The sequence below is a fragment of the Paracandidimonas lactea genome (assembly GCF_021653995.1).
Lineage (GTDB): Bacteria > Pseudomonadota > Gammaproteobacteria > Burkholderiales > Burkholderiaceae_B > Allopusillimonas > Allopusillimonas lactea.
Map to the genome: position 1 here is coordinate 533,020 of NZ_JAJJOZ010000001.1, position 22,365 is coordinate 555,384.

Below are 22,365 nucleotides of genomic sequence, written 5' to 3' on the forward strand. Positions count from 1 at the left end.
TGCCGGGCAGGCCACATTACTCGCGGTCTTCGTCGACTTCGATGAATTCTTCATCGCCTTCGGCGATTTCTTCGACCAAGCCGTTCAGGTTCTGCTCACGGCCTTCGATGACGGCGTCAGCAATACCGCGGGCGTACAGCGCGATGGCCTTGGCGGAATCGTCGTTACCCGGGATGACGTGTGCAACGCCGTCGGGCGAGTGGTTGGTATCGACCACGCCAACAACCGGAATACCCAGGGTGCCGGCTTCGGCCACAGCAATTTTGTGGTAGCCGACGTCGATGATGAACAGTGCGTCGGGCAGCGTGTTCATGTCTTTGATGCCGCCAATGGATTTGTTCAGCTTGGCCAGTTCGCGTTCAAACATGAGCGCTTCTTTTTTGCTCATGGCATCAGTACCGCCTTCGGCGACCTGGGCTTCCATCTCTTTCAGGCGCTTGACGGATGTCTTGACCGTTTTGAAGTTGGTCATCATGCCACCGAGCCAGCGGCTGTCCACATACGGCATGCCGCAGCGGGCGGCTTCGGCCGCGATGATTTCACGAGCGGCGCGCTTGGTGCCGACAAACAGGATGGTGCCGCCGCGCGCTGCAAGCTGGCGCACAAACTTGGTGGCTTCCTGGAACTTGCCAACCGTTTGTTCGAGGTTGACGATATGGATCTTGTTACGCTGACCGAAGATGAACGGAGCCATCTTGGGGTTCCAGTAACGGGTCTGGTGGCCAAAGTGCACACCAGCTTCAAGCATTTCACGCATCAAAGACATGATATTCTCCAAGGGTTGGGCCTTGTACCGGGCCAGTATTTGCTTGCGGCCCGCCCTGCTTGGGCGGCCCCGCGCGCAAACACCCTGAGGTGGCCGGGCACGCGATTTACTCCCCCGGCGCCTGCCAGTGCGGCAGCCAGAAATCCGGGAAAGCCTATAATTCTACTATTTTTAAGTAAGCCATATCAAGTTGCCATGAGTAGCCTAGTCACTGACCCCGCCGATCTCGCCAAGATGCGCACCGCCTGCCAAACGGCTGCGTCCATACTCGACTACCTCACGCCTTTCGTTCAGGCTGGGGTCACGACCGGTGAACTCGAAAGGCTGTGCAGCGAGAAAATCGCTGAACTCGGGGTCAAATCCGCCACGGTGGGTTATGCGCCGCCCGGCTACACGCCCTATCCGGCCTCCATCTGCATTTCGGTCAACCATGTGATCTGCCACGGCATTCCGGGCGACAAAGTGCTAAAGAACGGCGACATCCTCAACATGGATGTCACCATCATCCAGGACGGCTGGTTCGGCGACACCAGCCGCATGTTCTATGTGGGCGAACCTTCCATTCTGGCACGCCGCCTCACCGAAACCACCTTTGAGTGCATGTGGCTCGGTATCGACCAGGTGCGCCCCGGCGCCACCCTGGGTGACGTCGGCAATGCCATTCAGAAGCATGCCGAAAAAAACGGTTTTTCAGTGGTGCGAGAGTATTGCGGGCATGGCGTGGGGCGCAAGTTCCATCAGGATCCACAGGTATTGCACTATGGCAAGCCGGGCACGGGCGTGCGCCTTGAGCCGGGCATGATTTTCACGATCGAGCCCATGATCAATGCCGGCCGCCGCGAGATTCGCACGCTGGCTGACGGCTGGACAGTTGTCACACGAGACCACAGTCTGTCCGCGCAGTGGGAACACGCAGTACTCGTCACCGATACCGGCCACGAAGTGCTGACGATCTCCGAAAACATGCCTCCTCCTCCCGCGTTCATCAAGAACGCATGAGCCATGGTGGCCACACCGCGCCCCACGCTTGACGCACTGCGTCGGCAGTTGGCCGCGCGTCGCCAGGCAGCCATTGCCGCCTGGCGCCAGCACCTGCGCCCCGATACCCTGCTGACGGCGCTGCGCCGGGCCACAGATCAAACCCTGCGCGACCTCTTGCGCCTGCATCCGCTGCCAAGTGGCGCAACACTCGCTGCGGTAGGTGGCTACGGCCGCGGCGAGCTGTATCCGTATTCAGACGTCGACGTGCTGGTACTGTTGCAGCAGCCCCCCGGCCCCCAGGATAGTGCAATGATTGCCGCTTTTGTAGCGGCAATGTGGGATCTTGGGATAGAGCCCGGCCACAGCGTGCGCACGGTTGAAGACTGCCGTCGCGAGGCCGCCGGCGACATTACGGTGGAGACTTCTCTGCTCGAAGCGCGCTGGCTTGCAGGCTCCCGGGAATTGCTGCATACGCTGCGCGAGGCAATGGCGGCGCAACTGGATCCCCAGACCTTCTTCCAGGCCAAGCGCGCCGAAATGCACCAGCGGCACGCGCGGCACCAGGATACCCCATACGCGCTCGAACCCAATTGCAAAGAAGCCCCCGGCGGCCTGCGCGATCTGCAAGTGCTGTTGTGGATGGCCCAGGCCGCTGGCCTAGGCCATACCTGGCGCGAGATTGCTCGCACCGACTGGCTCATGCCATCGGAGTACCGTGCGCTGCGGCGCGCCGAACAGGCTTTCAAACGCCTGCGCATCGAGCTGCATCTGCTGGCCGGGCGCCGTGAAGACCGCGTACTGTTCGACCTGCAGCCGGCTCTGGCCACGCTTTACGGGTTCGAAGCCACCCGCAACCGGCGCCCCAGCGAGATTCTGATGCAGCGCTACTACTGGGCCGCGCGCGTCGTCAACCAGATGAATGTCATCCTGATGCAGAGCATGGAAGAACGCCTCTTTCCCATGCCGGCAGACCAGGCCCGCCGCATTGACGATGATTTTCTGGTGGTGCGCGGGCGCCTGGGGATCGTGCGCGATGACGGCTTCGAGCGCAATCCAGCGCTACTTTTCCGTGCCTTCCTTGTCATGCAGGAGCACCCCGAGATCGAGGGGCTGACCGCGCAGGCGCTGCGCGCCATGTGGCACGCGCGGCGCCACATCGATGCCCAGTTCAGGCGCAATCCGGTCAATAGGCATCAATTTTTGCAGATACTGCAGCAACCACGCGGCATTGTGCATGCCCTGCGACGCATGACCATGCTGAACATCCTGCCGCGCTACCTGCCGCTGTTCAGGCGCATCGTCGGCCAGATGCAGCACGATCTGTTCCACGCCTACACCGTTGACCAGCACATCCTGATGGTGATTCGCAATCTGCGTCGCTTCACTATGCCCGAACACGCCCAGGAGTATCCCCTGGCCAGCCAGTTGATTGCCGGGTTTGAACGGCACTGGCTGCTTTACGTGGCGGCCCTGTACCACGATATCGCCAAGGGCCGCGGCGGCGATCACTCTGAGCTTGGCGCAGCCGATGCGAGACGCTTCTGTATCGACCATGGCATCGATAGCACCGACCGCGATCTGGTCGAATTTCTTGTGCGCCAGCACTTGACCATGTCCATGGTGGCGCAAAAACGCGATCTCAGCGATCCTGAGGTGGTAAAACAGTTTGCCCAAGTGGTGGGCGACGAGCGCCACCTGACAGCGCTCTATCTACTCACCGTCGCTGACATCCGGGGCACCAGCCCCAAGGTCTGGAATGCCTGGAAAGGCAAGCTGCTCGAAGACCTCTACCGTCAGACGCTGGCCGTCTTGGGCGGCGCGCAGCCAGATACCGGCACTGTGCTCGCCCAGCGCAAGCAGGCCGCAGCCACCGAAATACGCCTAATGGGCCTGCGCGACGAGAGCCGTGATGCATTCTGGAGCCAGCTAGATGTCGCTTACTTCCTGCGCCACGAAGCCAGCGAAATCGCCTGGCACACGCGTCAGCTCTATTATCGGGTAGACGCGCCAGAACCCGTCGTGAAGGCGCGCGTGGTGGGGCAAAACGAAGCGCTGCAAGTCATGGTCTACACGCGCGATCGCGATGATCTATTTGTTTCAATCTGTCGTTATTTCGACCGGCGCGGCCTGAGCGTGCAGGATGCCCGCATCCATACCACGCACCACGGCTGGGCACTGGACAGCTTCATTGTGCTGCTGCCGGGGCATGACAAAGACTATCGCTCCAATGCCTCCCTGGTAGAACACGAGCTGTACCAGGCACTGATGCCTGCGAGCGTCCACGCCACCGGCGAAGCCGCGCAACCTGCGCGACGGCCTGGCTCGCGTCGTTCTCGCGTGTTTCCTATTGTGCCCAATGTAGAATTGCAGCCCGATGAGCGCAGCGCCTCGTGGCGCCTGTCAATTACCGCCGCAGACCGGCCGGGTCTGCTCTACAGCGTCGCCAGCCTGTTCGTCAGGCATGGGATCGACCTCAAAATGGCCAAGATCATGACGCTGGGCGACCGCGTCGAAGATATCTTTATCATCTCCGGCGACGTGCTGGGCCATCCCCGCCAGCAATTGCGTTTCGAACGCGAGCTGCTGGCCATGCTGGACAGCAGCGACATCCACTCTCCCTCTCGTTACACCACCTTCCAACAATGAACACTCGTTCCGTGAAACTCCTGAATCTGATTGCCGTGCTGTGTGCTGCCGCCGTGGCAGTCGCCCTGATTTCACAGCATGTTTTCGACATGCAACCCTGCGCCTGGTGTGTGCTGCAGCGGCTGGTGTTCCTGGTGATTGCGCTCGTGTGCGGGCTGGGCGCCTGGGCCGGCCGACACAGCCCGACCGCAGGCAAGGCTGCCGCTGGGGCAGTGGTGCTGCTCAGTGCGGCAGGGGTAGTTGCCGCTTGGTATCAATACACGGTCGCAGCCAATATGTTCTCGTGCGCGCAAACGTTTGCCGACAAGTTCATTGCGGCGTCCGGCATGGACGCCGCCCTGCCCTGGCTGTTCGGCATTTACGCGACGTGCATGGAAGCGCGCGTAGAGCTCTTCGGCGTCGAATATGCCCTGTGGGGCATGGGGCTCTTTGTTGTAACAGGCGTGTTGGGCGTGATCGCACTCGTGCAACGCACCCCCCGAGGCTGATCACGCTGCATTCTGGCACCGCTACCTTTAAGGCAGCGGTGTCACACAGGCCTGCGCCGACGATGTATACCCATACCCGGCGCGCGGCCCGCAGCCCTCAATCTTCTTTTTCGTTGGTGGCCATTTCGCCGGCAGGCGGCAATGTTCCGCGTGTCTGCTCCAGGCGATCAAGGTAGGCTGCATCGATATCGCCCGTGACATACTTACCGTTGAAGCACGACGATTCAAACTGCTTCATGGCGGGGTTCAGATCGCGGATCGCCTGTTCCAGATCTTCGAGGTTTTGGTAAACCAACCCGCAGGCGCCGATTTCACGCGCAACGTCTTCGGTGCTTCGGCCCACCGCAATCAGTTCGCGGCGCGTGGGCATATCAATGCCGTATACGTTCGGAAAGCGCACGGCAGGCGCGGCGGACGCGAAGAACACTTTGTTCGCCCCTGCCGCCTTAGCCATGTCGACGATCTCGCGGCTGGTGGTGCCACGCACGATGGAATCATCGACCAGCAGTACATTTTTGCCGCGGAACTCCATATCGATGGCGCTAAGCTTTTGACGCACGGATTTTTTACGCACCGCCTGCCCCGGCATGATGAAGGTGCGGCCCACATAGCGGTTTTTGATGAAGCCTTCACGGTAGTTGAGGCTCAGGCGCGACGCAAGCTGCATAGCTGCCGGCCGCGATGAATCGGGGATAGGCATGACGACATCGATCTCGCCCAGGCGCAGCGTTCGCGCGACGTTATCGGCCAGGTACTCACCCATCTTGAGCCGCGCGTTATAAATGGATACCGTATCCATGACAGAATCGGGCCGGGCGAAATACACATACTCGAACACACAGGGTGTGAGTACTGCGTTGTCTGCGCATTGGCGGCTCACGAGCTTGCCATCCATATCGATAAAGATCGCTTCGCCGGGCTGTATGTCGCGCACCAGTGTGTAGCCACAACCGGTCAGGGCCACGGATTCGGATGCCACCATCCACTCTGTGCCCTGTTCGGTTTCGAGGGAACCCAGGCACAAAGGGCGTATCCCGTATGGATCGCGGAAAGCAACCAGGCCGTAGCTGGCGATCTGTGCAATGACGGCATAGGCCCCCCGAGCGCGCCGGTGCACGGCCGAAACCGCCTTGAAGATTGCGTCGCTGTCGAGCGTACCGCCGCTGGACGCCTGTTGCAGCTCATGCGCGAACACATTGAGCAGCACTTCGGAGTCGGAATTGGTATTGATATGGCGGCGATCAATCTTGAATAGGGACTCGCGCAACTCTCGCCAATTTGTGAGGTTGCCATTGTGTACGAAGGTGATGCCAAATGGTGCGTTGACGTAGAACGGCTGGGCTTCGTCCACGCTGTCGCTGGAGCCGGCGGTGGGATAGCGCACTTGGCCCAAGCCGCTGTTGCCGGGTAGTGAACGCATATTGCGCGTGCGAAACACATCGCGCACCAAGCCGTGCGCCTTGTACATATTGAAAAACTGTTCGTGCGAGGTGGAAATGCCCGCCGCATCCTGGCCACGATGCTGCAGCAGCAACAGACTGTCGTAGATCAGTTGATTGACGGGGGAGGTACCTGCAACCCCAACGATTCCGCACATGATGAATTCCTGTAAATGCGATCAGATCAATATGGTAACCATGCGGCCAGGTCAGGCGGCAGCATCTGCTTGATCTGCTGTATGCCCTTTACCGCGGTGCCGGAGAGCCGGGCTTGTTGCCACCAAGGCTCCTTTGGCAACTCTGTATAGCCTGCCAACCCGACCAGCACCAATACGAATACGATACCGCGTAACAACCCGAACAGTGCGCCCAAGCCATGATCGGCAGGCGTGAGGCCGGTGCGGTCGATCAGCGCCGCCAATGTCACATTAACCAGGCCCACGAGCAGCAGGACAAGAATGAAGACGAGCGCGTAGGCTGCACCCGCGCGAAGTAGCGGGTTGTCGATCCAGCCCTGTAGCCAGTCGCCGGCCAGAGGGCCCCACCAGATGGCGGCCATGAACGCCAGCACATAAGCAAGCAAGGAGAGGATTTCTTTGACCAGCCCTCGCAAGAGACCGAGGAAGGCGGACACAGCCAGAATGGCCAGGACGAGGTAATCGAAACTGGTCACGTATCAGTGGCCAAAGGCCCATAAGTTGGATGGGAGAGGCGGCAACGTTTATTGGCTGGAAATGAAACCGTTATCGTAACCCAGCGCGCGCAGGCGCGCCTGCGCGGCTTGGGCGGCGTCGCGCGACGGGAAGGGACCTACCCGCAGGCGATAGGTGGTGCGCCCGCCCGCGGTGCCGCGCTCTACATAGGCGTTGGTGACCCCGGCTGCAGCCAGGCGGTCGCGCCGCACCCGGGCGTCTTCCTCGGCACCGTAAGCAGCGATCTGCAGTACGAAATTGCCTTTCTCGGACGCGGCCGCGCGTTTGGGCGGCACCCTGCCTTCCAGCATGGCGAGGGCAGCCGAGCCGTCATCGGTGCGTTGGATTTTTTCGGCCGCCTTGGGCTTGGCTTCGGGTTTGGCTTCTGCTTTGGGCTTGGGTTCGGGTTTGGGTTCGGGTTTTGGCTTGGCTTCAGGTTTGGGCTGCGGTGCGGGCACCGCCTCGGGCGGCGCAGGCTCGACCGGAGTTGTTGTGTCGGGTTGGCTAGGGGCGAGACCGGTTGATGGCGCTGGCACTTGCGGCGCATCGGGCTGCTGGATGCTGCCCGAGTAGGCGTTGCCTTGCGCGTCGGTGTTGGGCGCGGCGGCCAGATTGCCGGTGTCGGCGGCCGGTGGTTCGATGGATGGTACCACCACTGGCGTAGGCGCTTGCTCGGGCGGCTCGGTGGTATCGAAAAGCATGGGCACTACGATCACGGCGGCGAGTACCAGCACCAATGCACCGATCAACCTGCGGCGGGCGCGATTGCGCAGATCGCTGGCTTGCGCCTCGCTGGATAGCGCGGATCGGGAAGCCGGGCGACGCTCGGAGCGGGAAGCGGACTCGTTGCGAGAGAACAGACCCATGTGTGAAGAAACCTATGCTGTGTACAAGGCTGGCCGACGTAGCGCCGGCGCGGCCCGGAATACCCGTTGGCCTAACGCCCCAGCGATTGGAGCACCGGCCCGACCGTGGTGAATGACCCAAACACAAGGATTCTATCATCCCCTGCCGCACGCTTTTGCGCCTCGGTAAAGGCCTGTACCGGATTTTCAAATACAGATACGGTTGCGGACCCGGCTGCGACCTGCTTGGGTGCGACAGCGCGCACACCTGGGCTGCGCGTATCCGTGGCGGCTGACCCATGGCCGGCCAACCCCGGGCCATCGAAACTGTCGTCGACCATGGCGGGCGCGGGAGACACGGGCGCCACGCTGGGCGACGGTGCAACGGCAGGCACGGCCAACGCAGCACGCGCGGCGAGCACCTTGCGCACGTGCTCGGCAAGCGCATCGCCCGCCATGCCACGTGCGCCATCGACGCTCGCGCAATACCAGTGGTCAACCCGGCTTGCAATTTTTTCGATTACCCCTTCGACGTCTTTGTCTGCGAGCATGCCAATGACAGCATGCGTCTTGCCGAAGCGGCCCATGTTGTCGAGGTTCTGCCCCAGCGCCGCCGCGGCATGCGGGTTGTGGGCCACGTCAAGGATGACCACGGGATTGCCAGGAAGAATCTGCAGGCGGCCAGGCAGATTGACCTGCAGAAGCCCTTCACGGACTGCTTGCTGTGGTACCGCCAGCCGGCCGCGCAGCGCTTCGATGGCCGCCAGCGCTGCGCAGGCGTTGAGCAATTGATTGGCGCCGCGCAAGGCAGGATAGCCCAAAGCCGCGCGGCGCTGCGAACGCCCGCCGTAGGCCCATTGCTGGCGGTCGCCGGAGTAGTTGAAGTCATTGCCGAACAGCCAGAGGTCGGCGCCGACCTGTGCGGCATACTCGACGATACTGGCCGGCGGCATAGGATCGGCGCAGATGGCCGGCCGCCCGGGTCGGAAGATATGGGCTTTTTCCCAACCTATTTTTTCGCGTGTATCGCCCAGATATTGCGCGTGATCGATGTCTACGCTGGTGATGATGGCACAATCGGCGTCGACCATATTGACCGCATCGAGCCGGCCGCCCAGCCCGACTTCGAGCACCGCCACATCGACGGCACGCTCCTGGAACAATAGCAGCGCGGCCAGCGTGGAGAATTCGAAATAACTAAGCGTAATGTCGCCGCGCGCCGCGTCTATCTTGCGGAATTGGCTGATGATGTCAGTGTCGGCGGCTTGTTCGCCATTGAGCCGGATGCGTTCGTTGTAGCGCACCAGATGTGGCGACGCATAGACCCCTACCTTGTACCCAGCGGCCAGCAACATACTTTCGAGCATGGCACAAGTGGAGCCCTTGCCGTTGGTGCCGCCCACAGTGATCGTTACAAACGGCGTCTGGATGTCCAGCACTTGTGCCACCTTGCGGATCCGCGACAGCTCCAGGTCTATGGCGACCTTGTGCAGGGTTTCAAGATAGCTCAGCCACTGGTCGAGCGTGGCGGAAGCGGCGGGTGCGGAGGTGGACATGATACGAACCGGAAACGAAAAACGCAGGTGCTGATATTAGCACCTGCGGCGCAGGGTGGACGTGGCAGGCGCGCCAGCGGCATGGGTACAAACCCACGCCGCCGGGCTGCCGCCCTATTTCTTTTTGCGTGCCGGCGGCACGTCGGTGCAACTGCCTTCGGCCACTTCGGCAGCCATACCGATGGATTCGCCCAGCGTGGGATGCGGGTGTATGGTTTTACCGATATCCACCGCGTCAGCGCCCATTTCGATGGCCAGCGCCACCTCGCTGATGAGGTCGCCCGCGTGCGTGCCAACAATGCCGCCACCCACGATGCGATGCGTCTTCGCATCGAACAGCAGCTTGGTGAAGCCTTCGTCGCGCCCATTGGCGATGGCTCGCCCCGAGGCCGCCCACGGGAAGAGGCCTTTCTCGACTTCGATGCCATCTGCTTTGGCCTGCTCTTCGGTCAGGCCGACCCACGCTACCTCCGGATCGGTGTACGCCACTGAAGGAATCACGCGGGCATCGAAGAAACTCTTGTGCCCTGCGATGACTTCGGCCGCCACATGGCCTTCGTGCACAGCCTTGTGGGCGAGCATGGGTTGGCCAATAATATCGCCAATGGCGTAGATGTGGGGCACATTGGTGCGCATCTGGCGGTCGACATCGATGAAGCCGCGATCAGACACCGCAATCCCGGCCTTGTCGGCGCCAATGCGTTTGCCATTTGGGGTGCGGCCCACAGCCTGCAGCACCAGATCGTAGCGCTGTGCTTCCTTGGGCGCCTTTTCGCCTTCGAACTCGACCCAGATGCCATCCTTGTCGGCCCGTGCACCCACGGTGCGCGTGTTGAGCATGATGTTGTCGAAGCGCCGGGCATTCATCTTTTCCCACACCTTCACAAGATCGCGGTCGGCGCCCAGCATCAGGCCGCCTTGCATCTCGACCACGTCCAGCCGCGAACCCAGGGCGGAATACACCGTGCCCATTTCGAGGCCGATGATGCCTCCGCCGATAATGAGCGTCTTTTTGGGGATACCCGCGAGCTGCAGTGCGCCGGTGGAATCGACAATGCGATCGTCTTCGGGCAGGAAAGGCAGTTTGACGGACTGGCTCCCGGCCGCGACGATGGCGGAAGCGAAGCGCACAGTCTGCACGCCGCCGTCGGCACGCTGGATCCGCAGGTGATGCGGGTCGGCGAATTCGCCGGTGCCGGTGATGACCTGCACCTTGCGCGCTTTGGCCATGCCGGCCAACCCACCCGTGAGCTTGCCAACCACGCTGTCTTTGTAGGCGCGCAGGCCGCCGAGGTCAATCGTGGGCGCGCCGAAGGTAATGCCATGCGAGGACAGCGACTGTGCCTCTTCGAGGACCGCTGCGGTGTGCAGCAGGGCCTTGGACGGAATGCAGCCTACGTTAAGGCACACGCCGCCCAGCGTGGCGTAGCGTTCGACCAACACCGCTGACAGGCCGAGATCGGCAGCACGGAATGCGGCGGAATAGCCGCCGGGCCCCGCACCCAGTACGACCACATCACACTCGAGATCGGCTTGCCCTGTAAAGGCGGCGGCTTGCGGCGCAGCGGCAACTGGCTGAGCGGGAGCGGCCGGCTGCGCCGGGGCGGCAGCGGGTGCGGACGCGGCGGCCGCAGGTGCGGGCGGCTCAGCGGGGGCGGCAGCGGCCGCTTCCAGTCGCACCATTGCCATGCCCTCCCTGATCTTGTCGCCCACCTTGACCAGTACTTCTTTAATGACGCCGCCCTGCTCCGCGGGGATCTCCATGGAGGCCTTGTCAGACTCCACCGTAATCAGGCTCTGTTCGGCCTGGATGGTGTCGCCGGCGGCCACCAGCACTTCGATGACTTCGACCTCGTCGAAATCACCGATATCGGGAACCTTCAGTTCGATAATGCTCACACGCGGCTCCTAGAGAATGGCACGGCGGAAATCGCCAAGCAGGCTGGCCAGATATGTATTGAAGCGCGCAGCAGCGGCGCCATCGATGACCCGGTGATCGTAGGACAGCGACAGCGGCAGCATCAGCCGCGGCACGAAGTCGCTGCCGTTCCATATCGGCATATGCGCCGAGCGTGAGACGCCGAGGATAGCGACCTCGGGGGCGTTGATGATGGGCGTGAAATGTGTTCCGCCGATGCCTCCCAGCGAGGAAATCGAGAAGCAGCCACCCTGCATCTGCGCGGGCGAAAGCTTCCCCTCGCGCGCCAGCGCCGCGAGTTCGGCGGTTTCTTTGGCGAGTTCAAACACGCCCTTCTTGTCGGCGTCGCGAATCACAGGCACGACCAGGCCGTTGGGCGTGTCGGCGGCAAAGCCGATATGGTAGTACTGCTTGAGCACCAGGTTGTCGCCATCGAGCGAGGCGTTGAACTCGGGAAACTTCTTGAGCGCCGCAACCACCGCCTTGATCAGGAAGGCCAGCATGGTGACCTTGACGCCGGATTTCTTGTTTTCGTCGTTGAGTGTCTGGCGCAGCGCCTCGAGCTCGGTGATGTCAGCCTGATCATTGTTGGTGACGTGCGGGATCATCACCCAGTTACGATGCAGGTTGGCACCCGAGATCTTCTTGATGCGCGACAACGGCCGTGTTTCGATAGCGCCAAACTTGGCGAAATCCACCTTGGGCCAGCCCAGCACCGCCAGCCCGCCCTCGCCCGTCGCCGCGCCGATTGCGGGCGCCGCGCCAGTGGCCAGCGAACGTTTCACATATTCACGCACGTCATCCTGGGTGATGCGGTTCTTGGTGCCGGAGCCAGTGACGCGCCGCAAATCAACGCCCAATTCACGGGCGAACTTGCGCACTGAAGGTGAAGCGTGCGGCAGATCGCGCGCCGGCATATCGGCATCAGCATAGGCCTCGGTGGGCGAATGGCGCTCGGGCGGCGTTGAGGCCATACCGCCGCCGGATGGCACTACAGGCGCGGCAGCAGGCACGGGTGCGGTTGGCGTTGGAGCGACAGCGGGCGCGTCGGCCTTTACTGCAGCCCGCTCCTCGGCCGGAGCTGCCGCGGCAGCCGGCGCGCCACCACTGGCGCGAAGTTCTAGGATGTCGGAACCCTGGCTGACCTTGTCGCCCAGCTTGACCTTGATGGCGGTGACCACGCCTGCCTGTGGCGCCGGCACCTCCATTGATGCCTTGTCGGACTCAACGGTGATCAGGCTTTGCTCGGGTTGGATGCTGTCACCGACTTTGACGAGGATCTCGATAACCTCGACGTCCGTCGCGCCACCGATATCAGGTACGGATACAGTGACGTTCGCGCCATCCTGGGCTGCGGGTGCTGCGGCTTGCGCCGCAGGCTGCGCTGCCGCAGGTGCCACGGATGGCGCGGCTGCTGGCGCAGCCGCGGCTGGAGAAGCGGCTGCGCCAGCGCCCTCCCGCAGCTCCAGAATGACACTGCCTTCGCTGATCTTATCGCCGACTTTGACCTTGAGCGATTTGACGACACCCTCTGACGGCGACGGGATCTCCATTGATGCCTTGTCGGATTCGACAGTGATCAGGCTTTGCTCAGCGGTGATTTCATCACCTTCCGCAACCAATACTTCAATGACTTCGACCTCGTCGAAATCGCCAATATCCGGGACCTTGATCTCGGTAATATTGCTCATGTCCGTCCCCTCTGTTTATGCGTGATGCGGATTGGCTTTTTCGGGATTGATACCATATTTGGCGATTGCTTCGGCAACCTTGACGAGTGGCAGCGCGCCTTCGTCGGCCAGGCTGCGCAGCGCAGCAAGCACGACGAAGTGGCGATCAATCTCGAAGTGCTCGCGCAGCTTGCTGCGGTAATCGGAGCGGCCGAAACCATCGGTGCCAAGGACGTGCATGCCGCGCCCTTTGGGCAAGAAGGGGCGGATCTGCTCGCCGTAGGACTTGACGTAGTCGGTCGATACCACCACGGGGCCCTCGGTACCTTGCAACTGCTGCGTGACGTATGGCAGTTTCTGCGCATCCGCATCGGGGTGCAGCAAATTATGGCGTTCGCAATCCAGGCCGTCGCGACGCAGTTCGGTAAAACTGGTGACGCTCCACACATCGGATGCGACACCCCAGTCGCTCTGCAGAAGCGCTTGCGCGGCCAGCACCTCGCGCAGAATCGTACCCGAGCCCATTAGTTGCACACGTGGCTGTTTCGCCTTGCCAGCGCTGCTAAGCTTGTACATGCCGCGGATGATGCCTTCTTCGTCGCCCGTCTTCAGGCCTGGCTGCGCGTAGTTCTCGTTCATCACCGTGATGTAGTAGAACACGTTCTCTTGATCCTGCACCATGCGGCGCAGGCCGTCACGGATGATCACGGCCAGTTCGTGCGCATAGGTGGGGTCGTACGACACGCAGTTGGGGATGAGGCTGGACATGATGTGGCTGTGGCCGTCTTCGTGCTGCAGCCCTTCGCCATTGAGCGTGGTGCGGCCGGCGGTGCCGCCCAACAGAAAACCGCGGGCCTGCATGTCACCCGCCGCCCAGGCCAGATCGCCCACGCGCTGGAACCCGAACATCGAGTAATAGATGTAGAACGGAATCATGATGCGGTTATTCGTCGAGTACGACGTGGCCGCGGCGATCCAGGAGCTGAACGCGCCTGCTTCGTTGATGCCTTCCTGCAGCAACTGACCGTTGGATGTTTCGCGGTAGTACATGACCTGGTCTTTATCGACCGGCACGTACTTCTGGCCTTCGGGCGCATAGATGCCGATCTGGCGGAACAGGCCTTCCATGCCAAAGGTACGCGATTCGTCGGCCAGAATGGGCACGACGCGCGGGCCAAGCTCCTTGTCGCGCAGGATCTGGTTGATGATGCGCACGAATGCTTGGGTGGTGGAAATCTCGCGGCCTTCGGCGGTGGGCTCCAGCACGGCTTTGAAAACATCCAGCGCGGGCGCCTTGAAATGTTCGTCGGCCTTCTGGCGACGATGCGGAAGGTATCCACCCAGCGCCTTGCGACGCTCATGCAGGTATTTCATTTCGGGCGAATCCGCCGATGGCTTGAAGTACGGGATTTCTTCCAGCTTGTCATCCGGGACAGGTATATTGAAGCGGTCGCGGAACTCGCGCACAGATTCCATATCCAGTTTTTTCTGCTGGTGGGTGGGGTTCTTGGCCTGGCCGACCTGACCCATGCCGTAACCCTTGATGGTCTTGGCCAGGATGACAGTGGGCTGCCCGGTGTGATCGGAGGCTGCCTTGAAGGCGGCATACACCTTGTAGGGATCGTGGCCGCCACGATTCAGGCGCCAGACGTCTTCGTCGCTCATCCGGCTGACCATTTCGAGCAGCTTGGGATGTTTGCCAAAAAAGTGCTCGCGCACAAACTTGCCGTCATGCGCCTTGTAGGCCTGATATTCGCCGTCGACGGATTCTTCCATCACCCGGCGCAATATGCCTTCTTTATCGCGCGCAAGCAGCGGATCCCAGTACCCGCCCCAGATCAGCTTGATGACGTTCCAGCCGCTGCCGCGGAAATCGCCCTCGAGTTCCTGGATGATCTTGCCGTTGCCGCGCACCGGGCCGTCCAGGCGCTGCAGGTTGCAGTTGATGACGAAAATGAGGTTGTCGAGCTTTTCACGGGACGCAAGGCTGATCGCGCCCAAGGATTCGGGCTCGTCCATTTCGCCGTCGCCGCAGAAGACCCACACTTTGCGCTTGCTGGTATCGGCGATGCCGCGGGCATGCAGATATTTGAGAAAGCGAGCCTGATAAATGGCCATCAATGGGCCCAGGCCCATGGACACCGTGGGGAATTGCCAGAAATCGGGCATCAGCTTGGGGTGCGGATAAGACGGTAGCCCCTTGCCATCGACTTCTTGGCGGAAGTGATCGAGCTGGTCGGCCGTGAGCCGCCCCTCAAGGTAGGCGCGGCCGTACATGCCCGGCGAGGAGTGGCCCTGGAAATAAACCAGGTCGCCGCCGTGGTCGGGGGATTCAGCGTGCCAGAAATGGTTCTGGCCACAGCCTATCATGGTCGCCAGCGAGGCGAACGAGGCAATGTGGCCGCCGAGGTCGCCGCCGTCGGCCGGGCTGTGGCGGTTGGCTTTGACCACCATGGCCATTGCGTTCCAGCGCACGTACGAACGAATGCGCTCTTCGAGCACAATATTGCCAGGGTGCGGAGGCTCCAGGCCCGGCGGGATGGTGTTGACGTAGGCGGTATTGGGCGAAAACGGAATGTGGGCACCGCTGCGGCGGGCCAGGTCGATGAGGCGTTCAAGCAGAAAGTGCGCGCGTTCCGGCCCCTCGCGATCGAGGACGGCCTCCAGGGCCTCTAGCCATTCCTGGGTTTCCAGGGCATCGACGTCGGTATTGCCGGCCGTGTTGGTGGCCCGATCTGAAGAGGACATTCACTGTCTCCTGTATAAAGAGTGAATTCTGTTGCCGCGTAAAAAATCGAATTCTGTTGCCGCAGGCAAACTGCTTGCCCGCTTGCCTCATCCCCGCGCGACAATACCCTTCTTTTCAAAAAGCATTGCACGCGCGGCCCCCGATGATGCGGCGGCACATCGTGAGGCCATTCTAGGAAAGCCCCAAAGAATGTTCAAGGAAAATTTCATTTTATGATATAGCTTTTTATAATGTGAAAAATGAAACCGGGCCAGCAACGTTGTTACGGTCTAAAATGTGCAACAGAAACGCGCGGTTAAGCCGTATAGTGGCTGGTTATTGGCTACACGGCATACCCCTTATGGCTACCGGCTAATATATTGGGCTCGTCGGGGGGTATTCTTCCTGCACGCAACCAGTACCCCCATTATCGCTACAGATGGCAGGCAACTCTCGCAAATCCTTGATCCCGACCACGTTCTATGAGCAGGCTCATAACACGCGTCGCGGGTTTTACTGGCTGACGCCTGTCATTGTGCTGCTGCTCTATCTGTGCGTCATGGGCGTATTCTTCTGGCTGCAGCAGTTGCACAACGATAGTGTGATGTTCATCACGATCGACCAGGAAACCCGCCAGCAGCGCCTCATCATGATCGTGGTGGCCTTGTCCGCGCTCATCGTGCTGAGCTTGCTTGCACTGTGGCGCTACACGCGCTTCCGCACCCGCGCCGAAGCAGCCCTGATCGCCGAAACAGGCTTTCGCCGCGCCATGGAAAACTCCATGTCCACCGGCATGCGTGTGTTCGACATGCACGGGCGCATTGCTTATGTAAATCCCGCCTTCTGCCGCATGATAGGTTGGAACGAGGCCGATCTCATCGGCCGCACCACACCGTTTCCCTATTGGGTGCCGGGGCGTTACGCCCAGCACCAGGAAACCCTGGATATCCTGCTCTCAGGCCGCACGCCCAGCAGCGGGCTTGAGGTCGAGGCCCAGCGCCGCGATGGATCGCGTTTTACCGCCCGCATGTACGTGTCGCCGCTGCGCGACCCCAATGGCGAGCAGATCGGGTGGATGACCTCGATGACCGACATCACCGAGCCCAAACGCATCCGCGAGGCACTTACCGCCGCGCATGAACGCTTCATGACCGTGCTCGAAGGGCTGGATGACGCCATTTCAGTCGCAGCCGATACGTCGGACGGGCTCGAACTGCTCTTTGCCAACCGTACGTACCGGCGCTTCTTCGGGGCGCAGTCCAACGGGCACGCCGAACTCATGGGCGGGCGCCTTGGGCGCTTCACCGACGAAACTGTCGAAATTTTTTCAGAATCGGCCCAGCGCTGGTTTGAAGTGCATCATCGCATCCTCGCTTGGACAGACGGGCGGCGCGTGCGTCTGCAGGTGGCTCGCGACATCACCGAGCGCCGCCGGCACGAAGAAGCGTCGCGCGTGCAGCAGGAAAAAGTGCAGCTCACCAGTCGCCTGACCACCATGGGCGAAATGGCTTCGTCCCTGGCCCATGAGCTGAATCAGCCGCTTACCGCCATCAGCAACTACAGCATGGGCGCCGTGGCCATGGTCAAGTCGGGCAACGCTGACCCCGAGCGCCTGCTGCAGGCGCTCGAGAAAGCAGCCGAGCAGGCCCAGCGCGCCGGCAAGATCATCATCCGCATCCGCGAATTCGTAAAACGCAGCGAGCCGCGCCGTCAGCGCGTTCCCGTCATGCGCATTGTCGAGAATGCCGTCGGCTTCGCCGAGATCGACGCCCACAAGCGCCAGGTCGAACTCGAACTCTCGGTACCCGAGAACATCCCCGATGTGATGGCAGACCCGATCCTGATCGAGCAGGTATTATTGAACCTGCTCAAGAACGGCATCGAGGCGATGGAAAAGGCGGAGCACCGCACGTTGCAGTTGGTCATCACCGACCAAACCCCGATCGTGGAAATCGCCGTGATCGACCGCGGGCACGGGCTGCGCGACCCAGACCGGCTTTTCGAGCCGTTCTACAGTACAAAGTCGGAAGGCCTGGGGATGGGCTTGAATATCTGCCGTACTATTATCGAGTCGCACCATGGCCGCCTGTGGGCAAGCGCCAATCCGGAGGGTGGCACGATATTCCGCTTTACACTGCCCCGCGCCACGGCGCCAGCGCAAACCGAGACTGAAGACAGAGACAATCAGGAGCAGCATGCATGACTACACTTCAAGCACCCAACACCATTTTCATTGTCGATGACGACGAGGCCGTGCGCGACTCGCTGCGCTGGCTGCTCGAAGCCAATGGCTATCGTGTGCGCAGCTTCAGCGGTGCCGAAGAATTCCTCAACGCCTATGACCCCGAGCAGATCGGCGTGCTGATCGCCGACGTTCGTATGCCAGGCATGAGCGGGCTCGAACTACAGGAAGAACTCATCGCCCGCAAAGCGCCGCTGCCCATCGTCTTCATCACCGGCCATGGCGATGTGCCTATGGCGGTCTCCACCATGAAGAAAGGCGCGGTCGACTTTCTCGAAAAACCGTTCAACGAAACCGACTTGCGCACCATCGTGGCCCGCATGCTCGAGCAAGCCTCCGAACGGCTTACTCAGGCACAAGCGCAGCGCAACCACGAAGCCGTGCTCAGCCGCCTTACCGCGCGCGAGCAGCAGGTGCTCGAGCGCATCGTTGCCGGCCGCCTGAATAAACAAATCGCAGGCGACCTGAACATCAGTATTAAAACCGTCGAGGCGCACCGCGCCAACATTATGGAAAAACTCGAAGTCACCACTGTGGCAGACCTCATGAAGATTGCCCTCGCCAAAGCCGAGGGGGCTGTATGACCGCGCGTATCATCGATGGCAAGGCGCTGGCCGATTCCGTCAAAGCCGACGTCTCTGTGCGGGTGGACGCACTGAAAAAACAAGGTGTCGTACCCGGCCTTGCCGTCGTGCTTGTGGGCGACGATCCGGCTTCGCAGGTCTATGTGCGCAACAAAGCGGCGGCTTGCGAGAAAGCCGGCCTGTATTCGCGCGTCATCCGGCTCGATGCTGGCATCACTGAGGCCGCGTTGCTCGAGCAGGTGCGCGAGCTCAACGAGGATGACGCCATCCACGGCATCCTGGTTCAGCTTCCGCTCCCGCGTCACATAGACTCTGCCAAAGTCATCGAAGCCATCGACGCCCGCAAGGATGTCGATGGCTTTCACATCAGCAACGCTGGCCTGTTGATGACAGGCCAGCCGCTGTTCCGGCCCTGCACACCCTACGGCATCATGAAGATGTTCGAGTCGGAAGGCGTCGATCTCTGGGGCGCCGAAGCGGTCATCGTCGGCGCAAGCAATATTGTCGGCAAGCCCATGGCAATGCTAATGCTGGCCAAGGGTGCCACCGTCACGCTCTGCAACTCCAAGACGCGCGACCTTGGTGCCCAGACGCGCCGCGCCGACGTGCTGGTCGTGGCCACCGGCAAGCCAGGCATCGTCACCGGCGACATGATCAAGCCCGGCGCCGTGGTCATCGATGTGGGCATAAACCGCGGCGAAAATGGCAAGCTCGTCGGCGACGTCGACCTCGCGTCCGCCAGCCAGGTTGCCGGCGCCATCACGCCCGTGCCGGGCGGCGTCGGGCCCATGACCATCGCCATGCTGCTCGTCAACACACTCGAAGCCGCCGAACGCAGCCTGCAATCGGGCGCCCGCGCGGCTGCCTGAGTCACGCGGCACCACAGTCGGCGCCGCGCCGGCTGTGACCACCCTTCCCCGCTCTGCACACAGACCCATTTCTCGCCCCATGCATCCGTCTCAGCCTCACAATCCCCTACTTGCCCCAATTACGCAGCTTATCGACTATGCGTCCATACGGCCCGCCCACATTGAGCCCGCCATTGATGCGCTGATTGCCGATGCTCGGCGGGCGGTCGAGCAAGCGGCGGATCCCACGCTGCCCGCCACCTGGGATGCAGTGGTGGAGCCGCTGGAAGACGCCTCTGAAAAGCTTTGGCGTGCCTGGTCTGTGGCGGGGCACCTGAATGCGGTGATCAATACACCCGAGCTGCGGGCGGCCTATAACACCTGCCTGCCACGCATTACTGAATTTTCCACCTGGGTCGGCCTGCACGAAGGGCTGTTCGCGCAGTACAAGCGGCTCAAGGCGGCCCCCACGTTCGCGTCCCTTGCGCCGGTACGCCAGCGCATCATTGATCTCGCCTTGCGCGATTTCCGGCTCAGCGGTGTCGAGCTTCAGGGCGAAGAGCGCGCACGCTACGCCGAGATCTCCGACGCGCAGGCGCAGGCATCGCAGAAGTTCTCCGAAAATGTACTCGACAGCGTGGATCGCTGGTCACTGCATGTCACTGACGCCGCTCGGCTGGACGGGCTTCCACCCGACGCTTTGCAGGCGGCCCGCGCCGCTGCCCAGGCCGACGGGCTGGAAGGCTGGAAGCTGGTCCTCAAGATGCCCTGCTACCTGCCCGTCATGCAACACGCCTCTGACCGCGGCTTGCGTGAGCAGATGTACCGTGCGTATGCCACCATCGCTTCCGAACAAGGGCCGGTCGAACTCGATAATTCCGCGCTGATCGAGCAGTTGCTTGCGCTGCGCGCCGAAGAGGCTGCCCTGCTGGGCTATGGCAGCTTTGCCGACCTTCGCCTCGAAACTCGCATGGCCGATAGCGCGGTACAGGTGCTCGGCTTCTTGCGCGAGCTGGCCGCAAAGGCCAAGCCCTACGCGCTGCACGACCTCGAACAACTCCGCGAGTTTGCGCGCGACACGCTGGGCATGGACGACCTTGCGCCCTGGGATATCGCCTACGCCTCCGAGCGCATGCGCGAGGCGCGATATGCGTATTCCGAAGAAGAAATCCGCCAATATTTCACCGAACCGCGGGTGCTGGAGGGGCTGTTTCACGTCATTGCGCGCCTATATGGCGTACGTATGCGCGCCATCGATGCCCCTACCTGGCACACCGACGCCAAGGCGTTCGAGGTGATCGATGCTGGTGATACTCGCCTGGGCGTGCTGTATATCGATTTACAGGCTCGCCAGGGCAAACAAGGCGGCGCCTGGGTCGACAGCGAACGCAATCGCCGCCGCACTGCACGGGGGCTGCAAATGCCAGTTGCATACCTTACCTGCAACTTCCCCGCGCCGCAGGGCGGCAAGCCCGCCCTGCTCTCGCACGATGACGTCATCACGCTGTTCCACGAAAGCGGCCACGCATTACACGCCCTACTGTCCCAAGTGGACGACCCAGGCGCCGCAGCCTTCGCCAGCGTCGAATGGGATGCGATCGAACTACCGTCGCAATTCATGGAGAACTTCTGCTGGGAATGGCCAGTCGTGCAGGCGCTGTCGTCGCACGCCGAAAGCGGCGATCCACTGCCGCGCGCACTCTACGACAAGCTGCTGGCCGCACGCAATTTCCAGAGTGGTATGCAGATGCTGCGACAGATCGAATTCGCGCTCTTCGACATGTCCATCCACCATCAGTCCGCAGGCATGGACATCGCGCAGGTGCTCGAGACGCTGGACGCGGTACGCAAGGAAGTCGCCGTGCTTTTCCCGCCGGCGTGGCACCGCTTCCCGCATAATTTCTCGCACTTGTTCGCGGGCGGCTACGGCGCGGGCTATTACAGCTATAAGTGGGCCGAGGTATTGTCCGCCGACGCCTACGCTGCCTTCGAAGAGCAGGCTGCTGTCGGCCCGGGCGGCGAGCGCGATACACTAGACCCGACCACTGGCGCGCGCTTCCTGAAGGAGATACTTGCCGTCGGTGGCGCGCGTCCGGCCGCCGAGTCGTTTGCCGCCTTCCGGGGCCGTGCGCCCACCATGGATGCCCTGCTGCGCCACAGCGGGCTGTCCGACAACCACCCTTAATGCGTGCGAGGCGCAGGCGCATGTCGCCCGTCTCGCGATACTTCCTTGCTTGCCTGTCGCCATGTGTAATTTTGTTCGTTTACTTGCCTGCCTGGCAACCTCGCTGCTGATGACCCCGGTGTTTGCCGCACCCAACACGGACGCCGCACCCACTACAGATGCCGGGCCTGCCGCCAAAACGCCGGACACCGCACTGCATCCCGTACGAGGCTTCCTGCCCGACCTGAAATTCAGCCTGCAGGGCGCCGGCGGGAAAACCTACACGCAAGAGGATTTCAAAGGCACGGTCGTGCTGATGTTCTTCGGCTATGCCAGTTGCCCCGACATCTGCCCCACAACCATGGCCCAACTCACCCAGGCGATGAACGAGCTGGGCGAGCAGGCAAAAAAAAGTACGCGCATCCTCTTCATCAGCGTCGACCCGCACCGGGACACGCCTGATGTGTTGCAGGCATATGTCGACGCCTTCGGCGGACAAGCCTTGGGGCTGACTGGCACCGAAAAACAGGTGGCTGATGTGGCGCGACGCTATCGTGTGGCCTACCAGATCGCGAAACCGCAGCCTGGCTCACCTGAGGTCTATGAAGTGGCTCACAGCCGTGGCGTGTATTTCTTCGATCAGGAAGGCAGGGCGCGCTTTCTTGCAGCCGACAGCGAGACGGTAGATGTCATCAAGAGAGGCGTGCAGACGCTTTTGCAACAGGGCTGACGCTGGCGGGCTTATTAGGCGCCCGCCTGCAATCATACAAACTCGCACTGCCTGCGTGGCGACGCAGC

Annotated in this window: 16 protein-coding genes; 8 read left to right on the top strand and 8 right to left on the bottom strand. The window is 61.7% G+C overall.

The annotated features are described in order from the left end of the window. Positions 1-16 precede the first annotated feature (16 nt). Positions 17-766 carry a 30S ribosomal protein S2 gene (gene rpsB, locus LOL23_RS02515; RefSeq protein WP_160976621.1) on the bottom strand — a complete coding sequence of 250 codons (750 nt, stop codon included), beginning with the start codon at positions 764-766 and terminating at the stop codon, positions 17-19. Positions 767-961: 195 nt separating this feature from the next. On the opposite strand from rpsB, the gene map reads away from it, so the two are divergent. From map to LOL23_RS02530, 3 genes are read left to right on the top strand one after another with little or no spacing between them, the layout of a single operon-like run. After that, entirely contained in the window at positions 962-1,765 is an 804-nt protein-coding gene (gene map, locus LOL23_RS02520; protein ID WP_160976623.1) for a type I methionyl aminopeptidase, read from the top strand. Positions 1,766-1,768: 3 nt separating this feature from the next. Next, positions 1,769-4,393, top strand: coding sequence for a [protein-PII] uridylyltransferase (locus LOL23_RS02525; protein ID WP_160976625.1), 2,625 nt, complete (start codon positions 1,769-1,771; stop codon positions 4,391-4,393). Then, on the top strand, positions 4,390-4,881 hold the full coding sequence (locus LOL23_RS02530; protein ID WP_160976627.1) for a disulfide bond formation protein B: 492 nt from the start codon (positions 4,390-4,392) through the stop codon (positions 4,879-4,881). Before LOL23_RS02525 ends, LOL23_RS02530 begins: the two co-directional genes overlap by 4 nt. Positions 4,882-4,978: 97 nt before the next feature. Here the strand turns inward: LOL23_RS02530 and purF are convergent, their stop codons facing one another. The 7 genes from purF to aceE form a co-directional block, all read right to left on the bottom strand. Then, the gene (gene purF / locus LOL23_RS02535) at positions 4,979-6,478 is read right to left on the bottom strand and encodes an amidophosphoribosyltransferase (RefSeq protein WP_160976629.1); all 1,500 of its coding nucleotides are present in this window, start codon (positions 6,476-6,478) and stop codon (positions 4,979-4,981) included. Between the two features lie 26 nt (positions 6,479-6,504). After that, positions 6,505-6,993 (bottom strand): CvpA family protein, encoded by a 489-nt coding sequence (locus LOL23_RS02540; protein WP_160976631.1) that lies wholly within the window; start codon positions 6,991-6,993, stop codon positions 6,505-6,507. 48 nt (positions 6,994-7,041) lie between these two features. After that, a complete protein-coding gene (locus tag LOL23_RS02545) occupies positions 7,042-7,878 on the bottom strand; it encodes an SPOR domain-containing protein (RefSeq protein WP_160976633.1) in 837 nt (278 codons plus the stop codon). Positions 7,879-7,949: 71 nt separating this feature from the next. After that, positions 7,950-9,413 carry a bifunctional tetrahydrofolate synthase/dihydrofolate synthase gene (gene folC / locus LOL23_RS02550; protein ID WP_237173108.1) on the bottom strand — a complete coding sequence of 488 codons (1,464 nt, stop codon included), beginning with the start codon at positions 9,411-9,413 and terminating at the stop codon, positions 7,950-7,952. A gap of 114 nt (positions 9,414-9,527) precedes the next feature. Continuing rightward, positions 9,528-11,312 (bottom strand): dihydrolipoyl dehydrogenase, encoded by a 1,785-nt coding sequence (lpdA, locus tag LOL23_RS02555; protein ID WP_237173109.1) that lies wholly within the window; start codon positions 11,310-11,312, stop codon positions 9,528-9,530. A 9-nt stretch (positions 11,313-11,321) separates the two neighbouring features. Beyond that, positions 11,322-13,022: a dihydrolipoyllysine-residue acetyltransferase gene (aceF, locus tag LOL23_RS02560; RefSeq protein WP_237173110.1), complete on the bottom strand. Its 1,701-nt coding sequence runs from the start codon at positions 13,020-13,022 to the stop codon at positions 11,322-11,324. Between the two features lie 15 nt (positions 13,023-13,037). Continuing rightward, on the bottom strand, positions 13,038-15,749 hold the full coding sequence (gene aceE / locus LOL23_RS02565) for a pyruvate dehydrogenase (acetyl-transferring), homodimeric type (protein ID WP_237173111.1): 2,712 nt from the start codon (positions 15,747-15,749) through the stop codon (positions 13,038-13,040). Positions 15,750-16,168: 419 nt separating this feature from the next. Between aceE and LOL23_RS02570 the strand changes: the two genes are divergently transcribed. The 5 genes from LOL23_RS02570 (at position 16,169) to LOL23_RS02590 (ending at position 22,297) form a co-directional block, all read left to right on the top strand. Beyond that, a complete protein-coding gene (locus LOL23_RS02570; RefSeq protein WP_160976643.1) occupies positions 16,169-17,932 on the top strand; it encodes a PAS domain-containing sensor histidine kinase in 1,764 nt (587 codons plus the stop codon). Continuing rightward, a complete protein-coding gene (locus LOL23_RS02575) occupies positions 17,929-18,555 on the top strand; it encodes a response regulator transcription factor (protein WP_160976645.1) in 627 nt (208 codons plus the stop codon). The genes LOL23_RS02570 and LOL23_RS02575 overlap by 4 nt, the downstream gene beginning before the upstream one ends. Continuing rightward, the gene (gene folD / locus LOL23_RS02580) at positions 18,552-19,424 is read left to right on the top strand and encodes a bifunctional methylenetetrahydrofolate dehydrogenase/methenyltetrahydrofolate cyclohydrolase FolD (RefSeq protein ID WP_237173112.1); all 873 of its coding nucleotides are present in this window, start codon (positions 18,552-18,554) and stop codon (positions 19,422-19,424) included. The genes LOL23_RS02575 and folD overlap by 4 nt, the downstream gene beginning before the upstream one ends. A gap of 79 nt (positions 19,425-19,503) precedes the next feature. Further along, the gene (locus LOL23_RS02585) at positions 19,504-21,588 is read left to right on the top strand and encodes a M3 family metallopeptidase (protein ID WP_237173113.1); all 2,085 of its coding nucleotides are present in this window, start codon (positions 19,504-19,506) and stop codon (positions 21,586-21,588) included. Between the two features lie 109 nt (positions 21,589-21,697). Further along, positions 21,698-22,297, top strand: coding sequence for an SCO family protein (locus LOL23_RS02590; RefSeq protein WP_237173190.1), 600 nt, complete (start codon positions 21,698-21,700; stop codon positions 22,295-22,297). Positions 22,298-22,365: the final 68 nt, after the last annotated feature.

Coding starts and splice junctions, on each gene's coding strand:
- rpsB (WP_160976621.1), bottom strand. CDS start 766: ATGTCTTTGATGCGTGAAATGCTTGAAGCTGGTGTGCACTTTGGCCAC.
- map (WP_160976623.1), top strand. CDS start 962: ATGAGTAGCCTAGTCACTGACCCCGCCGATCTCGCCAAGATGCGCACC.
- LOL23_RS02525 (WP_160976625.1), top strand. CDS start 1,769: ATGGTGGCCACACCGCGCCCCACGCTTGACGCACTGCGTCGGCAGTTG.
- LOL23_RS02530 (WP_160976627.1), top strand. CDS start 4,390: ATGAACACTCGTTCCGTGAAACTCCTGAATCTGATTGCCGTGCTGTGT.
- purF (WP_160976629.1), bottom strand. CDS start 6,478: ATGTGCGGAATCGTTGGGGTTGCAGGTACCTCCCCCGTCAATCAACTG.
- LOL23_RS02545 (WP_160976633.1), bottom strand. CDS start 7,878: ATGGGTCTGTTCTCTCGCAACGAGTCCGCTTCCCGCTCCGAGCGTCGC.
- folC (WP_237173108.1), bottom strand. CDS start 9,413: ATGTCCACCTCCGCACCCGCCGCTTCCGCCACGCTCGACCAGTGGCTG.
- aceF (WP_237173110.1), bottom strand. CDS start 13,022: ATGAGCAATATTACCGAGATCAAGGTCCCGGATATTGGCGATTTCGAC.
- aceE (WP_237173111.1), bottom strand. CDS start 15,749: ATGTCCTCTTCAGATCGGGCCACCAACACGGCCGGCAATACCGACGTC.
- LOL23_RS02570 (WP_160976643.1), top strand. CDS start 16,169: ATGGCAGGCAACTCTCGCAAATCCTTGATCCCGACCACGTTCTATGAG.
- LOL23_RS02575 (WP_160976645.1), top strand. CDS start 17,929: ATGACTACACTTCAAGCACCCAACACCATTTTCATTGTCGATGACGAC.
- folD (WP_237173112.1), top strand. CDS start 18,552: ATGACCGCGCGTATCATCGATGGCAAGGCGCTGGCCGATTCCGTCAAA.
- LOL23_RS02585 (WP_237173113.1), top strand. CDS start 19,504: ATGCATCCGTCTCAGCCTCACAATCCCCTACTTGCCCCAATTACGCAG.
- LOL23_RS02590 (WP_237173190.1), top strand. CDS start 21,698: ATGACCCCGGTGTTTGCCGCACCCAACACGGACGCCGCACCCACTACA.